The organism is Staphylococcus sp. FSL W8-0304 (assembly GCF_038006565.1).
Lineage (GTDB): Bacteria > Bacillota > Bacilli > Staphylococcales > Staphylococcaceae > Staphylococcus > Staphylococcus epidermidis.
Map to the genome: position 1 here is coordinate 559,062 of NZ_JBBOVL010000001.1, position 15,674 is coordinate 574,735.

General features: G+C 30.9%; 17 protein-coding genes. 11 read left to right on the top strand and 6 right to left on the bottom strand.

Annotation, left to right across the window (positions count from 1 at the left end):
* Nucleotides 1-2 precede the first annotated feature (2 nt).
* On the top strand, nt 3-812 hold the full coding sequence (locus NST35_RS02380) for a metallophosphoesterase (RefSeq protein ID WP_340747246.1): 810 nt from the start codon (nt 3-5) through the stop codon (nt 810-812).
* Nucleotides 813-874: 62 nt separating this feature from the next.
* Here the strand turns inward: NST35_RS02380 and NST35_RS02385 are convergent, their stop codons facing one another.
* The 4 genes from NST35_RS02385 to NST35_RS02400 form a co-directional block, all read right to left on the bottom strand.
* The gene (locus NST35_RS02385) at nt 875-1,483 is read right to left on the bottom strand and encodes a C39 family peptidase (RefSeq protein WP_002501492.1); all 609 of its coding nucleotides are present in this window, start codon (nt 1,481-1,483) and stop codon (nt 875-877) included.
* Nucleotides 1,484-1,788: 305 nt separating this feature from the next.
* Complete coding sequence (locus NST35_RS02390; RefSeq protein WP_002458147.1) at nt 1,789-2,988, bottom strand: multidrug effflux MFS transporter; 1,200 nt, start codon at nt 2,986-2,988, stop codon at nt 1,789-1,791.
* 257 nt (nt 2,989-3,245) lie between these two features.
* On the bottom strand, nt 3,246-3,947 hold the full coding sequence (locus tag NST35_RS02395; RefSeq protein WP_002458146.1) for a membrane protein: 702 nt from the start codon (nt 3,945-3,947) through the stop codon (nt 3,246-3,248).
* Nucleotides 3,948-3,973: 26 nt separating this feature from the next.
* The gene (locus NST35_RS02400) at nt 3,974-5,128 is read right to left on the bottom strand and encodes a glycerate kinase (protein WP_002458145.1); all 1,155 of its coding nucleotides are present in this window, start codon (nt 5,126-5,128) and stop codon (nt 3,974-3,976) included.
* 284 nt (nt 5,129-5,412) lie between these two features.
* Between NST35_RS02400 and NST35_RS02405 the strand changes: the two genes are divergently transcribed.
* From NST35_RS02405 to NST35_RS02420, 4 genes are all read left to right on the top strand, one after another.
* The gene (locus NST35_RS02405; RefSeq protein WP_340747247.1) at nt 5,413-6,885 is read left to right on the top strand and encodes a hypothetical protein; all 1,473 of its coding nucleotides are present in this window, start codon (nt 5,413-5,415) and stop codon (nt 6,883-6,885) included.
* A gap of 20 nt (nt 6,886-6,905) precedes the next feature.
* The gene (locus NST35_RS02410; protein ID WP_002495945.1) at nt 6,906-7,292 is read left to right on the top strand and encodes a GtrA family protein; all 387 of its coding nucleotides are present in this window, start codon (nt 6,906-6,908) and stop codon (nt 7,290-7,292) included.
* A gap of 289 nt (nt 7,293-7,581) precedes the next feature.
* Nucleotides 7,582-8,463, top strand: a complete 882-nt coding sequence (locus NST35_RS02415) for a cation diffusion facilitator family transporter (RefSeq protein ID WP_002458142.1) — start codon at nt 7,582-7,584, stop codon at nt 8,461-8,463.
* 274 nt (nt 8,464-8,737) lie between these two features.
* Nucleotides 8,738-9,424, top strand: coding sequence for a 2,3-diphosphoglycerate-dependent phosphoglycerate mutase (locus tag NST35_RS02420; protein ID WP_002447182.1), 687 nt, complete (start codon nt 8,738-8,740; stop codon nt 9,422-9,424).
* A 185-nt stretch (nt 9,425-9,609) separates the two neighbouring features.
* On the opposite strand, the gene NST35_RS02425 is transcribed toward NST35_RS02420, so the two are convergent.
* On the bottom strand, nt 9,610-9,714 hold the full coding sequence (locus tag NST35_RS02425; RefSeq protein WP_002438284.1) for a putative metal homeostasis protein: 105 nt from the start codon (nt 9,712-9,714) through the stop codon (nt 9,610-9,612).
* A gap of 216 nt (nt 9,715-9,930) precedes the next feature.
* Here NST35_RS02425 and NST35_RS02430 point away from each other — a divergent pair, with 216 nt between their 5' ends.
* From NST35_RS02430 to NST35_RS02440, 3 genes are read left to right on the top strand one after another with little or no spacing between them, the layout of a single operon-like run.
* Nucleotides 9,931-10,719 carry a transporter substrate-binding domain-containing protein gene (locus NST35_RS02430; protein ID WP_002447183.1) on the top strand — a complete coding sequence of 263 codons (789 nt, stop codon included), beginning with the start codon at nt 9,931-9,933 and terminating at the stop codon, nt 10,717-10,719.
* Nucleotides 10,700-11,419, top strand: a complete 720-nt coding sequence (locus tag NST35_RS02435; RefSeq protein WP_340747248.1) for an amino acid ABC transporter permease — start codon at nt 10,700-10,702, stop codon at nt 11,417-11,419. Before NST35_RS02430 ends, NST35_RS02435 begins: the two co-directional genes overlap by 20 nt.
* A complete protein-coding gene (locus NST35_RS02440; RefSeq protein ID WP_020359920.1) occupies nt 11,416-12,147 on the top strand; it encodes an amino acid ABC transporter ATP-binding protein in 732 nt (243 codons plus the stop codon). Before NST35_RS02435 ends, NST35_RS02440 begins: the two co-directional genes overlap by 4 nt.
* 170 nt (nt 12,148-12,317) lie before the next feature.
* Here the strand turns inward: NST35_RS02440 and NST35_RS02445 are convergent, their stop codons facing one another.
* Complete coding sequence (locus tag NST35_RS02445) at nt 12,318-13,565, bottom strand: aminoacyltransferase (RefSeq protein WP_002458140.1); 1,248 nt, start codon at nt 13,563-13,565, stop codon at nt 12,318-12,320.
* A gap of 360 nt (nt 13,566-13,925) precedes the next feature.
* Here NST35_RS02445 and NST35_RS02450 point away from each other — a divergent pair, with 360 nt between their 5' ends.
* The 3 genes from NST35_RS02450 (at nt 13,926) to NST35_RS02460 (ending at nt 15,656) form a co-directional block, all read left to right on the top strand.
* A complete protein-coding gene (locus NST35_RS02450) occupies nt 13,926-14,288 on the top strand; it encodes a DUF4467 domain-containing protein (protein ID WP_002447187.1) in 363 nt (120 codons plus the stop codon).
* Between the two features lie 23 nt (nt 14,289-14,311).
* Nucleotides 14,312-14,908: a DsbA family protein gene (locus NST35_RS02455; protein WP_002458139.1), complete on the top strand. Its 597-nt coding sequence runs from the start codon at nt 14,312-14,314 to the stop codon at nt 14,906-14,908.
* Nucleotides 14,909-15,185: 277 nt separating this feature from the next.
* Nucleotides 15,186-15,656, top strand: a complete 471-nt coding sequence (locus NST35_RS02460; RefSeq protein ID WP_002458138.1) for an SRPBCC family protein — start codon at nt 15,186-15,188, stop codon at nt 15,654-15,656.
* Nucleotides 15,657-15,674 lie beyond the last annotated feature (18 nt).

Sequence of the window (15,674 nt, forward strand, 5' to 3'; positions counted from 1 at the left end):
AGATGAAAATAGGTACTATTTCTGACCTACACATTGACCGTCATCCACACTTAAATCCTGAAATATATTTAGAAAAGCTTTGTCAGGTGATTAAACAAAGGTCTATTGAGTTACTTATCATAGCAGGGGATATATCTAATGACTATCGGATAAGTTACAAATTTATTCAAAGCATTCAAGAATTAAGTGGGACACCTACTTATTTTGTTCCTGGGAACCATGATTTGTGGTCTGACCAAGTAGATAAAACTTCAACAGAAATACTATCATTCTTTCGTTCAAAAAAGGAATGCTTAATAGGCAATCCAATCATTATTAATGATCAATATGCAATTGTAGGCCATGTCGGTTGGTATGATTATAGCTATGCAGATAATCGTTTTTCTCAGCAGAAAATAGCAAGTGGTAAACATTATGGTGCAACTTGGCAAGATAAAGTAAGAACAGATTGGTCATTATCAGACCCGCAACTATCCCTCTTAGCTGCTCAAGAGGTTGAAAAAGACATTAACAATGTAAGTCCACGTCAAATTATACTAGTTACGCACGTTGTAACACATCCTCAATTCGTAGTACCAACGCCTCATCGTATTTTTGACTTTTTTAATGCATTTATTGGTACTCGTGATTTTGATACTATTTATAAAAATTATCCTATTCGATTTAGTGTAATGGGGCATGTTCATTTTAGAAAAAAACTTGTTGAAAACAACATAATATATATATGTCCGTGCTTAGGATATCAAAGACAATGGATGACAGACGATATAACATATGAAATAAATCATGCTTTAGTCGATTTTGATATTTAGTATCAACTTATATAATAAAGCCTCTAGAAACTGAAATTAAACAGTCTCTAGAGGCTTTATTATTAATTATCGATATATATGCATTTTCTTCCTGGGGCATTATAACTATTTTCCAAAGTGCGCTTTTTAATTTTGATGATTTGTTTAGAGTTAGGAATAATAGATGGGAAAATAACAAATTTTGTTAAACGACTCCATAACGGATCAATATAATAATAATAGTCATCATCGTACCCTATTAATAAAGTAACGTGAATATTTGAGACTAGTTTTGTTGGTTGATTGTCGAAATGAAATACACGTCGAAGCGGTTTGGAACCTAAACTAGTATGATAAATGATGACCGGCTGACCTTTGTCGATAAATTTTTCAAGTTGATTTAATGATGTACCTGTACCATCTACAATTCGAGAATCATATTGTTTAAGAAATGGCGCAAAAGCATCAGGAAATATTGTTTGATGATGGCCAAATTTAACTAACAAAGGATGACCAACATAGCCTTTATAGGGATTGGTCGGATGTTTAGGCCAGTGACTCATAATTTGTGTTGCTTTAATATCGTAATTATTAAATTGTAATAGCATCGCTGCGGATACTCCCTCACACCCCATAACAAAAGGGATAGGGAATAGCTGACTTATAGGTTTTACTGGTAAAATTATCTTCATAAAATGTATCCTCTAATAACTTTGATAAAGCATATTATATAACGTGCGATTTATTTAGTATACAAAATTGATTTAGACAAACTTGAAATGAGCGTTTTCATCAGATATTCGGAGTAGAAAGGGATGAATTAGTATTAAAATTGTAAAGTGAATGAAAATTGAAATAAAAATAGGAACGTTCATTAAAACACTACAAAACGTAAATTTAGAATTACAAGTCTATGGTACTATTAAAATAGAAAATAGGAGTGGCACTTAATTATACTACATTGTCAGTTCACTCCTATATTTTGATTTACGAATAACTATGTTTTTTTCATAAATAATTTGAAATATATAATTTGTAATGCGATAAGTAAAACAGCTGTCGCACTAATAATAATTAGATACGGAGACATATCATGTTGACCGTTCAAACCAACTAGGGGAGAAATGAGGCCTCCTAAAATAAATTGGAATAGGCCAAGTAAACTTGAAGCATTGCCGCTTCCACCTGTGCGTTCAGCCATTGCCATAGAAAAACAAAGTGGTGCTATAGAAGTGACTGGACATATATTAATAAAAAAGCCAATAAGTAAAACATACAATGGAAGATGTAATGTTAAAGTAAATATTAAAATTACAACACCTAACATTTGAATGATTGTTAAATATATGAGCATCGTATATCGGCTTATCTTTTCTACTATAATAGCAGTTATCTGACTAACGACTATCAAACCAACTCCATTAATAGCAAACATTGCACTATATTGAAGTGGTGTCATATGATACATCTTTTGTGAAATAAAAGGTGCGGCTGACGAATAACTGAATAACATGACATAAGTTAATCCTTGCAATAGCATCGGAATAACGAAGGTGGGTCTTGTTAATAATAGACCAAAATCTTTAAATATTGCTTTAAATTTTAATTGAGATTGTTCTTGATGTAGCCCAACTGGCATCTTTAATAAGATGCCTAAGATGACTATTAAGGTAATGATTGTTAAAAATATAAAAATCATTCTCCAACTCGCAATAGATAAAGCGAGACCACCTAACAGTGGAGCAATAATGGTGATTATACCATTTATGACCATAAGAGAAGTTAAAAATTTTGCTAATTCGTCTCCGTCATAATTATCTCCAATAGAAGCTTTGGCTATGACGATTGCACCACCTCCTGCTAAACCTTGAATTAAACGGATAATTAAAAATATTGTTAAATGAACTGTAAACACTGATAATAATGAGGCTATTAAATATCCAATCAATAAAATGAGTGCCATTTTTTTACGACCTAATACATCTGATAGTGGCCCGAATACAAATTGACCAATAGCTAAACCTATCATAGCAAAGGATAATGTAAGTTGTATTTCTGAAATTGATGAACCAAACGCATGCTGAACTTTAGGTAAAGATGGTCCGTACATATCAATAGTCAAAGGACCAAATGCAGTCATAACGCCAAGTATAACAATCAATATTTTAGATAAGTGTTTGGAACTTGTAGTCATCATCATTATCCTCCTAGAAAAGTTATAGCATCTATTATATACGTTTTACATAAAAAAGTAATCAGCATACACAAATAAAAAAGCAGAGTATTACCCAATAGGCATTGATAGTTTTGTCAACGTAATAATGTTCAAAGAAAAAATTGGTAAATATACGTCATTCAATCACCGAGTGTCTTTGATAAAAAAGAACCCGAGACAAGTATCTATGTCCCAGATTCTTAAGGTTTTGTAGATATTTAGTTTGAAGTGTCATGCCTTTAGTTTCCTGAATTTGATCCATTCAAGATATTTTCTAGTTTAGCTTTAATACTATCAAATTTTGTATTGATGTCTTCAAGCATGTTGTTAACTTTACTTTGATTTTCGTTATTAAGTTGCGCGTTATTTGCATTTTTCAGTTTGTCGATTTGGTTTTGATAAAATTTTGTGAATTTAGAATCCGCATTGGTTTCTTCATTTTGTTTTAATTGATCAATTTGATTTTGTAGTTTATCAATTTGGGATTGGGTGTCCTTTTTATTTTTAATATCGCTTTTGGCTGAATCAACTTGTCGGTTTATATCGTCGTTTTGATTTTCAACTTCTTTTTTATAGTTTTGTGAAACGTTAGGGTCATTACTTACTTTATCATTATTATGATTGATAATTGCACGCGTGATAAAGATAGCTACTATAATGAGTAAAATGACTATGATTGCAATCAGCCATTTTTTAGTTTTGCTTGATTTTTCATTTTCCTCTTCTAATTGTTGCTCACGTCGATAGTCTCTTCCATTGTAATAACGTTCAGGATGATTTTCATACTCTCTTTCATTTTTACTTTGTGTTGCACGATTTGAATTTGCTCTCTGTTGCGACTCTTGATGTTGACGATACATATCTTCTTCTGAACGTTTACGATGATTTTGATATTGGTCATCATATTTGTATGAATCTCTATATTTATCTGTTCGTTTCATATTGTCACCTCATTTAATAATTATACTCAATCATTTTTTATTTTTAATTGTAAAAGTCGTGCGATATTTGCTGTTGTATGTTTAATATGAATTTCGGCTTCTTTCAAAGCTTCGTCAATGTGGCATGGACGTTCCATGATACTAAACACGCTATCGATACCGTGGTGATAAATTGCTTCGTAATCTTTTCCTAGACTACCACAAATAGCAATGACGGGTATATCATATGATTTTGCAACTTTGGCTACGCCAATAGGTGTTTTGCCATAGATTGTTTGTTTATCCATTTTACCTTCGCCAGTAACAACTAAATTCGCATCTTTTATTCTTTGTTTAAATTGAGTCTCTTCAAGAACTACATCAATTCCAGGACGTAATTCAGCGTTTAGAAACGCAATTAATGCTGTTCCCATACCTCCTGCAGCACCAGCGCCTGGGATATCTTTTACATTCACATTTAATTCTCTTTCAATTTTATCATGATAGTGACGTAATGCTGAATCCAACTTTGGTATCATCTTTTGCTGAGCACCTTTTTGTGGACCATAAACTATTGTTGCTCCATTATCTCCTAATAATGGATTAGTTACATCACAGGCTACTTTAATATTCACATCTTTCAATCGTGGGTTTATACGAGTAATATCAATGTATTCTATTTGAGATAGGGCTAAACCTCCATCGCGAATTTCTTGATTGTTTTTATCTTTAAAAGAGACACCTAAAGCCTTTAACATTCCTACACCGCCATCATTTGTGGCACTTCCTCCTATTCCTAAAATAATTTTATTAACATCGTGATTAAGTGCATCATTAATGAGTTGGCCGGTACCGTACGAAGTTGTAATAGATGGATTTCTTTCATCTTTACTCAATAATGCTAGTCCTGAAGCAGCTGCCATTTCAATGATTGCTGTACGGTGTTCATCGCTTCTCGCATAACTTGCCATGATATTTCTATTAAGTGGATCTTTTACTTCTACACAATAAGAGGTAGCATTTAAGGCTTCTTTCAATACTTCGGTAGTTCCTTCGCCACCATCAGCCATAGGAATAATGTCATATATTGTACTAGAATCGAACACCTCTTGGAATCCTTCTTTAATAGCTAAAGCAGCTTCCTTCGCTGACATACTTTCTTTAAAAGAATCAGGTGCAATGATAACTTTATATGGTGACATTTATATCACTTCCTAAACAATTGGTTTATATTTATTCTATCCAAAAATGAAATTAAACTAAAGAAATCTTGATAATTAAAATGGAAATCATACGTGAATTGTATAATAATAAGAATATAAAATTGATGATGAGCAATATGTATATATTAATATGATTAAAGATTCAATAAATGCCTATATAATTTGAGCAGATAACTGAATGAATCACATAAAAAAGAGAATAAACATGATAATCGTTTAAATGTTAGTTTTGAATTACATCATGAAGAACAGAGAGGTCAACAATGAATTACTTAAAACAATATGAATCATTTTTTTGGTTAATAGGAATTTTTATTTTTTATCTTATAACGGCAATTTTAACGCCATTATCAACTACGGATTGGCATGCATATAAAGTTAATCTAAGCCAATATTTGACTCAAGAAAATGGTCGTTATTTAGGACATTTATTTGAATGGGTAGCCGTACATAATGTCATATTAAGAGCTTTGATATATGCGATAACTTCGTTTTTAGTTATTTATTTAGTCGTTTATATGGTTCAATTACATACAAATCGTATTTATTTTATTTTGAGTTTCGTATTTATGGTTACTGTGCCTAATACAATTTATAGCGAAACTTACGGGTGGTTTACTGGATTTTTTAGTTATATACCTGCTACAGTCCTATCACTTTTTATTCTTTTTACGGTAGTTAAAATAATTGAGTCGCACGATACAGTTTCTGAAATGCAATTATGGGTATTTTTATTAGTAAGTTTGTTTGGACAATTCTTCTTGGAGAATGTTTCTATTGCTAATAGCCTAATTATTTTAATAGGATTGGTAGTCTATTTCTTTGTTAAAAAAAGACTCAGTTATTTCTTAATTGTAGGATTGATGCTTAGTTGTATAGGTAATATTATAATGTTTTTAAACTTCAATTATTTTTTAATTAAGGATGGATTAAATACGCATTATTCCATTTCCGATAGTCATGGAATGATACATAAAGCAGGTGTGACGTTATTTAAGCTGGTACCACAATATATGTTTATTAATCAAATAATTATTCTTACTGTGATATCAATAGTAAGTATAGTTTTACTTAAGCAAAATAAAAGCCTGAAGCATATGAGAACTTATATTAAAATACCACTACTCTTAGGTTTAATTATTTTACCTGTTTATAAGATCTTTGTTTACAATCAATTTCATTTTGAATTATATAAAGCATCAATTTCTATAGCTGTTTTGAATACAACGATTTGCTTTATTTACATGATGAGTGTGATATACGTTGTGTTTAAAACGATACAGCAAAGATACATAAAAATGATTGCGATAGGAAGTTTTATAGCTATGGCTTCATCTGTTTTGCCACTTTTATTTGTGACGCCTATAAGTTATAGAAATTTTTATTTTATTTATACTTTATGGATTGTGATATTACTTTGTTTAATTCAGCAATGTGATGTGCTATTTAAACAACTAGAATATATAATTAAAATATTTGCGATTATCATCAGCATTATTATGATGATTGGATTTTCTTTTATACATATTAGTAGTGTGCACAGAATAGACGTCATTAAAGAACAAATAACACAACATCAACGACATCAGAAAATAACATTGGAAAGATTACCATTTGAGCGATATACTCATATGACTACACCAAAGTCAAAGGAACAACTTCAAGATTTCAAACACTATTATAATTTGCCCAAAGACATCACATTTAAAATAGTCCCATATGGTACAAAACAATAACTGTTCAAAGGGGAAATATGATGAAGTTAACCCGAATACATTATGAAATTATAAAATTTATCATAGTTGGTGGAATTAATACCTTTAACTACTATATAGCATATTTATTTCTGTTAAAGGTGTTACATGTGAATTATATGGTTAGTCACATTGTTGGATTTATTGTAAGTTTTATTATTTCATATTATTTAAATTGTTATTTTGTATATAAAGTAAAACCTACAATAGAAAAGTTTTTAAGATTTCCTATCACACAGATAGTCAATATGGGAATGCAAACGTTATTATTATATATATTCGTAAAGTGGTTGAATATCGCTTCAGAAATTGCACCTTTTGCGGGTCTAATCATTACAATCCCAGTGACATTTATACTTTCCAAGTGGTTACTTAGAGATAAAGTTTAATGTATTCACAAGCACTATTTTTTCCTTTAAGATGAATTGAATTTCTTTTTCAAATATTTACCTTTTCTTATTTAGAAAAAATTAATGTATATAAGTCTTTACATATTTATATATGTACAAGGCTTATTTTTAAATGAATGAATAAGTAACTGAAGGAAAGTAATTTTTAGGCATATCTAATGAAATTATTAGATGAGGAATATAAAAAATGTAGAAATAAAAAAACGTTGTCATTGTGGAACTGATAATTCATACTAATATTAGCAAAAAATAAAGGTGGTAAGTGAAGGTGACTCAAAATGAAAATTTGAAGTTAGCGCAACGAGGTGCATATCTTAGTTTAGTCATCTATATTATACTTTCAATTGCTAAATATATGACTGGATATGTTTATGATTCGGCGGCAGTTAGAGCAGATGCTTTAAATAACATGACAGACATTTTAGTTTCAGTAGCAGTTATCGTCGGACTTAAAATCTCTATTAAACCTGCTGATCAAAACCACCCATATGGGCACTTAAAATCTGAAAATATTTCCACATTGTTAGTATCATTCATTATCATGTTTGTGGGAATACAAGTTATCATAGAAAACTTTCCGAGATTGTTTACACATGATTCACATATTCCTAACTTTATTACTATTATTATAAGTATAATCAGTGGTCTTGTGATGTTATGTGTCTTTGCTATTAATTATCGATTATCTAAAAGAACGAAAAGTAGCTCATTAAAATCAGCAGCTAAAGATAATTTATCTGATAGTTTAGTGAGTATTGGCACAGCCATTGGTCTATTGTTCACACAAATTGGATTTCCAATTATCGATATTATATTGGCAAATATTTTAGGTTTATTAATCGTGTTTACAGGTTTTGGAATTTTTAAAGAGTCGATTTTTACGCTAAGTGATGGTTTCAATGAACAAGATTTAGAGGAATACAGACTAGACATATTAGAAGTTGAAGATGTAATTGATGTTAATAATATTAAAGGTAGATATCATGGGAGTAGTATCTTTATTGATGTGACCATTGTAGTAGATCCTTATCTTTCACTTTATGAAGCGCATCAGATTTGTGATAAAGTTGAAATTCATTTACATAGTAAAGGAATTTCGTCTGTATATGTACATCCAGAACCCTATACTACAAAAGACGAAGTAAAATAAAATATATAAGTAGTCAATCATTACCTGACCATTAGGTAGTGGTTGGCTTTTTTATTTCAAACCAGAATCATTACCTGGAAATTACTAAAATAGCCATATTATCATTTGAGAAATTAAGAATTATAGTTCTATAATAAAAGTAAGGGTAGAGAAAAAAGAAACAATTTATTACTAGTGCTATTTTAATGGAATTACTACATTGATTGATATTTAAATAGATTTGTAGTTAATTCATTGTAACTACATTTAGATTATAGAAAGGAAGTTTTGATTTATGCCACAATTAATACTATGTCGACACGGACAAAGTGAATGGAATGCCAAAAATTTATTTACAGGTTGGGCCGATGTCAAACTATCAAAACAAGGCATTGAAGAGGCGAAATCAGCTGGTAAAAAAATTTACGACAATCAAATTGAAATTGATATTGCTTTTACCTCTTTACTCACTAGAGCTTTAGAAACAACACAACATATTTTAGCAGGTTCTGACCAACAGTGGATTCCAGTCCATAAAAGTTGGCGTTTAAATGAACGACATTATGGTGGTTTACAAGGTTTAAACAAAGATGATGCGAGAAAAAAATGGGGAGAAGATCAGGTGCATCAATGGAGACGCTCATATGATGTCCGTCCGCCTAGAGAAAGTGAAGAACAACGAGAAGCATATTTAAAAAATCGTCGCTATCAACATATTGATCACCGTATGATGCCTTATTGTGAAAGTTTGAAAGATACATTAGAACGAGTTGTTCCGTTTTGGACTGATCATATTTCACAACACTTATTAGATGATAAAACTGTACTTGTTTCGGCCCACGGAAATTCCATTCGCGCATTAATTAAGTATTTAGAAGGTTTATCAGAAGAAGATATCGTTGGATATGAAATTAAAACAGGTGCACCACTAGTATATGAACTTACAGATGATTTAGTTGTTAAGGATAAATATTATTTATAACAAGATGTATATAGTTTAGAACATTTTCATATCATAATAAATAAACCATTCAATGGTCAGTATTGATTTCATTGAATGGCTTATTTTTTGTGTGAAGTGATATTTAAAACAATTAAATTATAGATAAATTTGTGAAACCTAAGTTATTGAGTGGATTAAATTAAAATAATTGACGATTGTCACATTTATTTCGAACGTTGATGCTGTTTTATTATTTTTAAAGCACGTTTTCGTGTTTTGATGTTAGGACTATTGAGGTTGCGTCTTGCTGTTTGTAAATTCTGTTTCATCTTATCTTCCTCCTTGTATAACACTATTATGAAAGAAATTAAGTTATTTGTAAATAGTAATTATTACGATTTGTATATATCATTTAAACTAATAGTTTATAGAGTTTGAACTTTCTGAACACTTGTTAGCAAGTAACTCTTTATTGACTATTATGTAATAACGGGATAAAATATTTTTATTCCGATTAGAATAATAAGAATAAGGGGTTTGATTAAATGAAAAGACTTTTACTTTGCATTGTTGCACTTGTTTTTGTTTTAGCAGCCTGTGGCAACAATTCATCTAATAATAAAGATAATCAATCAAGCAGTAAAGACAAGGATACGTTAAGAGTTGGTACTGAAGGTACATATGCGCCCTTTACTTACCATAATAAAAAAGATCAATTAACAGGTTATGATATTGATGTGATTAAAGCCGTTGCAAAAGAAGAGAATCTTAAACTTAAATTTAATGAAACGTCATGGGATTCAATGTTTGCAGGATTAGATGCTGGTCGTTTTGATGTTATTGCAAATCAAGTGGGTGTGAATAAAGATAGAGAGAAAAAATATAAATTCTCTGAACCTTACACATATTCAAGTGCTGTACTTGTTGTTCGTGAAAACGAAAAAGGTATTACATCATTCAATGATGTAAAAGGTAAAAAGTTAGCACAAACGTTTACGTCTAACTATGGTCAATTGGCTAAAGATAAGGGTGCAGACATTACTAAGGTAGATGGATTTAACCAATCAATGGACTTACTATTATCTAAACGCGTAGATGGTACATTTAACGACAGTTTATCTTACTTAGATTACAGAAAACAAAAGCCTAACGCGAAAATTAAAGCAATCAAAGGACATGCAGAACAAAATAAATCAGCATTTGCATTCTCTAAGAAGGTTGATGAAAAAACGATTGAGAAATTTAATAAAGGCCTAGAAAAAATTAGAGATAATGGTGAATTAGCTAAAATTGGTAAGAAATGGTTTGGTCAAGATGTTTCTAAACCTGAATAATGAACAACAACATGCATTAGATGCAGCCAAACAAGCATTTGGTCCAATGTTAGAGGGATTGGTGAAATACTCAATCCCTATTACTTTGGTCACTTTCATTCTAGGTTTAATCATTGCATTGTTTACTGCACTTATGCGTATATCAACCAGTAAATTACTTAGAGGTATTGCGCGTGTCAATGTATCAATTATTCGTGGTACACCTATGATTGTACAGTTATTTATTATTTTCTACGGTATACCGGAGCTTGGAAGATTGGTAACTAACAATGCTGATAATCAATGGACACTTGCACCTGTTATTGCTGCAGTCATTGGTTTATCTTTAAATGTTGGTGCTTATGCTTCTGAAATTATCCGAGGAGGTATATTGTCTATTCCTAAAGGACAAACAGAAGCGGCTTATTCGATAGGTATGAACTATAGACAAACTGTGCAACGTATTATCTTACCACAAGCCATTCGTGTATCTATACCAGCACTAGGAAACACATTTTTAAGTTTAATTAAAGATACATCATTACTTGGATTTATTCTTGTTGCAGAAATGTTTAGAAAGGCACAAGAAGTTGCTTCGACAACGTATGAGTATCTAACTATTTATTTGTTAGTAGCTTTAATGTATTGGGTCGTATGTTTTGTCATCTCAATTATCCAAGGATGGTATGAATCACGCATTGAAAGAGGGTATCGCTCATGATTGAATTGTCTCATATCCATAAGTCTTTTAATGAAACTGAAGTGATTAAAGGTATTGACTTGAAAATTAATCAAGGTGAAGTTGTGACACTAATTGGACGTTCAGGTTCAGGTAAAACGACTTTACTTAGAATGATTAATGCTTTAGAGATACCTACTGAAGGTACAGTATATGTCAATGGCATGACATATACTGCTAAAGATAAGAAATCTCAAATTAAAGTAAGACAACAATCAGGAATGGTTTTTCAAAATTATAATTTATTTCCACATAAATCTGCATTAGAAAACGTTATGGAAGGTCTTATAACAGTTAAAAAGATGAATAAAGCAACGGCTAATGAAGAAGCAATGAATTTATTGGCTAAGGTTGGATTGGTACATGTTAAAGATCAACGGCCACATGCTTTATCAGGAGGGCAACAACAACGTGTCGCAATTGCACGTGCATTAGCTATGAATCCTAAAGTGATGTTATTTGATGAGCCAACATCTGCACTTGATCCTGAATTGGTTAATGATGTATTAAAAGTCATTAAAGAATTGGCTGACGAAGGGATGACAATGGTCATTGTGACTCACGAGATGCGTTTTGCCAAAGAAGTTTCCAATCAAATTGCTTTTATTCATGAGGGCGTCATTGCAGAACAAGGTACGCCTGAAGATATATTTAATCACTCCAAAACAGAAGAGCTTCAGCGATTTTTAAATGTGATTAATGAAAAATAGAATAGTAATATTATAGAAATGGAGCCTGAGACATTAATTGCAATGTCTCAGGCTCCTTTGAGTGTATAGAAAGTCAATGACTTAAACTCTTGTGCATTGATATTTAGTTTTTTATCTAGGTTGGAGGAATCGAATTGATTAGAATTCGATTCCTATTTGCTAATTAATAATTATCTACGGTTTTCTAACTCTTGTTTAACTTTATAAAACAGTGGTTTAATTGGTTTAATAAAATCACCAATATATTCATAAATTTTAGCGTTAAATCCTTCTTTAAATTTTTGAACGCCAGCATCTTCAGCATTTTCACTAAAGTCTCCGGTAACACCGTAGAAATTATATCTATCGATATTATGTTCTTTTGCAAATTGAATCATATCCCATTGTAATCGATATGCTCCCATATAAGCATTATATTTAGGGTTAGAGCCACTTGATAAGTAATACATTTCGTGATCATTATATATATATAATGCTGCAGCAAGATGAAGAACTTGACCTTCTTCTGCTATTTTCTCTTTAGTTTGTCTGATTTTACGCGCATTACTATCGAATTGTTGCTTGACTTGTGTATGTTTCGTTTTATTTTTCTTAGAATTTGGATTTTCTTCTAATGTTTTTTCAACATCTTTTAGTTGTTGATTAAGGTTTTGATGTTTAGTTTGCAACGTATCTAAATAATCTTGTAAATCGATGTAAGCAAGTTTTAACATAGCATGATCTTCATACGTTTTTTGCATCTCAACAAAATAAGGCTCTTCACGGAATTTAAAGCCATGTTTTTCTTCAGCCATTTTGAATAATTCAAAAAATGTATCTGTTTCTTCAATGGGTAATGTTTTAACTTTAACACCCATTTCATAAGTCTTTTTAATATTTCGACGTGTTTGGTAATCCATTTCTTTTAATAATTGATCTTCAGATTTATCTTTAAGGTTAAGTACTGATAACCATCGGATTTGGCTCATTGTATCATAACCTACAGTGTATCCTTGGTGTTTATAGCCTAATTCTTCCATTGTTTTAATCAATGCGCGATTATCAAAGGATTCAATGATTTCTCCATTAGGTTGACGTAAATTTTCTAATACATAAGGGTCAACGAGTACATATAAACAATTGTGTTTTTTTAAATAAGCAGTAAGTGATTTAAAAAAGAAGCGAACTAAAACTAAATTGTTAAAGTCCATGACTGGTCCTCTATGTGTGTAGAAATACTTAAAGAATTTTAGAGAACGTGCCTCTGTTAATAAGCACGCAGCAATGACATCTTCTTGATCATCTTTAACTCCCACTAAATGTACGTCACCTTTTGTTTTCGATCTATTATTATAATGTATACTGGATTGTGTGTAATGCGAGAAATTTTCTGAAGTAAATTGCTCGAATTCTTCAGAAGTTAAATTTACAAATTTCATTATATTTCTTCACCTCTAAGTCAATTTCCATGTTTTATCGTCATGATATATATTACCAAACCCTAAACATCCTTACACATCATAACATAAAAAATTGTGTCATACTTTCGTATGAGGCCGTTTTATTTAAAAGAGAATAGATTTAAAAAGTAAGAGGTATAAAAAATTAAGTTAATGAAGATCGTACCTCTAAAGAGAATGTGATAAAATTTAAGTTGAAAGAATTGCTTAGATTAAATAACATGCTAATTGTAAACGTAGAGCTAAAGAAATATTGACATCGTTTGATATGTTAAGTGTAAAAAGAGATTAACTTGAAGTTCTATGACATAGATATAGATAGCGTGAGTAGGAGTGAGTATGTTGAGGAAGTTATTAGTCGGGGTTAGTGTATTAACTTTATTATTAGCAGGTTGCATGAGCCACGAGTACGCAGACAAAATAGATAAAGCGGTTAAACTACAAGAGAAAAAGCAACAAAAAATTGCCAAAAACGATTCAGGTGATGAAGTTAAACATTTTGATAAAAAAGATGCCAATATTTATGTGTTTGACAAAGGAAAATATGTTGTATTGGAGTATAAACCACTTAGTGATGATGCTGAAGCGCGTTACTATACTTATGAATTTAAAGATAAAAAAGCATATTATAATAAAGATTTTAATGCAAAAGCATACTACCAATCTCATGAGCCTGACTATAAAGAAGAGAATATGTATTAATCGTTTTAGGAAAAGGAGAAACGATGAAAAAATTAATTGGATTATTGATGATTTTATGTATGGTTTTGCTATACAGTTGCTCAGGTCCAATGGACTCTCCAAAGCATTCTAAGAATAGCAAACCTGTAGTGGTAATATACGGTGATTATAAGTGCCCTTATTGTAAAAAAACAGAAGATCGCGTAATGCCAAAGCTTAAGAAGAAGTATATTGATACAAACAAAATTAAATATCAATATGTGAATTTGGCGTTCTTAGGAAAAGATTCAATTGTAGGTTCAAGAGCGCAGCATGCGGTAAATCATTATGCTCCCAAGAAGTCACTTGAATTTCAGAAATTAATGTTTAATCAACAAAAAGATGAACATAAGCAATGGATTACAACACGTCTTGTTGATAAACAAATTGATGAATTAAGTATCAGTGATGACACAAAGAAAAAAATAAAGACTGATTATAAAACTAAAGGTTCCATCTCGTGGAAAAAAGCCAAGGAAGATCAACAAATTGCGAAGAAAAATCACATCAAGCAAACACCTACAGCGTTTGTTAATGATACCAAGGTTGAAGATCCATATGACTTTTCTAGCTACGAGATGTTGCTAGAAAACGAAAAGTGAAAGTATCTGTAATATTAGTTAATATATTAATCTTTATTTATTTAAAATGCCTGAGACTAATCATTGTCTCGGGTATTTTTTATTTTGACAGTCACTTGCTAATCAAAAACGGGCGTGTATTAATCATATTTAATTTGTTTTTAGCAACAAGAACTACAAATTAAGCGTGATGTTTTCCTGAATTTTTTTCGATATTTTAGAATTAATGGAATTATCTTAAGCATATTATTTTTGTTAATATAGAGGCAATCGATTCTTTAAAATGTGAGGTACATATATGACGATAGAAAAAAAGAAAAATAAGATTATTTTTACTAGAACTTTTAGTGCACCAATTAATAAGGTATTTGATGCTTATACAAAGCGGGAACTATTTGAACAATGGTTTCATCCTCAAAACGCATCTGTTACAGTTTATAATTTTAATGCTACGAAAGGTGGAAGCGCTTTTTATGCTATTCAAGCTCCTCAGATGATAAGTTATACTATTGCTGAATATCTGCAAGTGGATGCACCATATTATATAGAGTATTTAGACTATTTTGCTACCTCAAAAGGGGAAAAAGACACAAGTATGCCTGGTATGCATATTACTTTGAATTTTGAAGAAGTAAAAAGAAAGACTACTGTAACATCTACATCGACTTTTCCAACTGAAGGTGCTGCCCAGCAAGCGATAGATATGGGTGTAGAACAAGGTATGAATTCAACTCTTAATCAGTTAGAGAAATTACTAAATAAAAAGTGACATACATCTCGATCGTAT

Coding starts and splice junctions, on each gene's coding strand:
- NST35_RS02380 (WP_340747246.1), top strand. CDS start 3: ATGAAAATAGGTACTATTTCTGACCTACACATTGACCGTCATCCACAC.
- NST35_RS02385 (WP_002501492.1), bottom strand. CDS start 1,483: ATGAAGATAATTTTACCAGTAAAACCTATAAGTCAGCTATTCCCTATC.
- NST35_RS02390 (WP_002458147.1), bottom strand. CDS start 2,988: ATGATGACTACAAGTTCCAAACACTTATCTAAAATATTGATTGTTATA.
- NST35_RS02395 (WP_002458146.1), bottom strand. CDS start 3,947: ATGAAACGAACAGATAAATATAGAGATTCATACAAATATGATGACCAA.
- NST35_RS02400 (WP_002458145.1), bottom strand. CDS start 5,128: ATGTCACCATATAAAGTTATCATTGCACCTGATTCTTTTAAAGAAAGT.
- NST35_RS02405 (WP_340747247.1), top strand. CDS start 5,413: ATGAATTACTTAAAACAATATGAATCATTTTTTTGGTTAATAGGAATT.
- NST35_RS02410 (WP_002495945.1), top strand. CDS start 6,906: ATGAAGTTAACCCGAATACATTATGAAATTATAAAATTTATCATAGTT.
- NST35_RS02420 (WP_002447182.1), top strand. CDS start 8,738: ATGCCACAATTAATACTATGTCGACACGGACAAAGTGAATGGAATGCC.
- NST35_RS02425 (WP_002438284.1), bottom strand. CDS start 9,714: ATGAAACAGAATTTACAAACAGCAAGACGCAACCTCAATAGTCCTAAC.
- NST35_RS02430 (WP_002447183.1), top strand. CDS start 9,931: ATGAAAAGACTTTTACTTTGCATTGTTGCACTTGTTTTTGTTTTAGCA.
- NST35_RS02435 (WP_340747248.1), top strand. CDS start 10,700: ATGTTTCTAAACCTGAATAATGAACAACAACATGCATTAGATGCAGCC.
- NST35_RS02440 (WP_020359920.1), top strand. CDS start 11,416: ATGATTGAATTGTCTCATATCCATAAGTCTTTTAATGAAACTGAAGTG.
- NST35_RS02445 (WP_002458140.1), bottom strand. CDS start 13,565: ATGAAATTTGTAAATTTAACTTCTGAAGAATTCGAGCAATTTACTTCA.
- NST35_RS02450 (WP_002447187.1), top strand. CDS start 13,926: ATGTTGAGGAAGTTATTAGTCGGGGTTAGTGTATTAACTTTATTATTA.
- NST35_RS02455 (WP_002458139.1), top strand. CDS start 14,312: ATGAAAAAATTAATTGGATTATTGATGATTTTATGTATGGTTTTGCTA.
- NST35_RS02460 (WP_002458138.1), top strand. CDS start 15,186: ATGACGATAGAAAAAAAGAAAAATAAGATTATTTTTACTAGAACTTTT.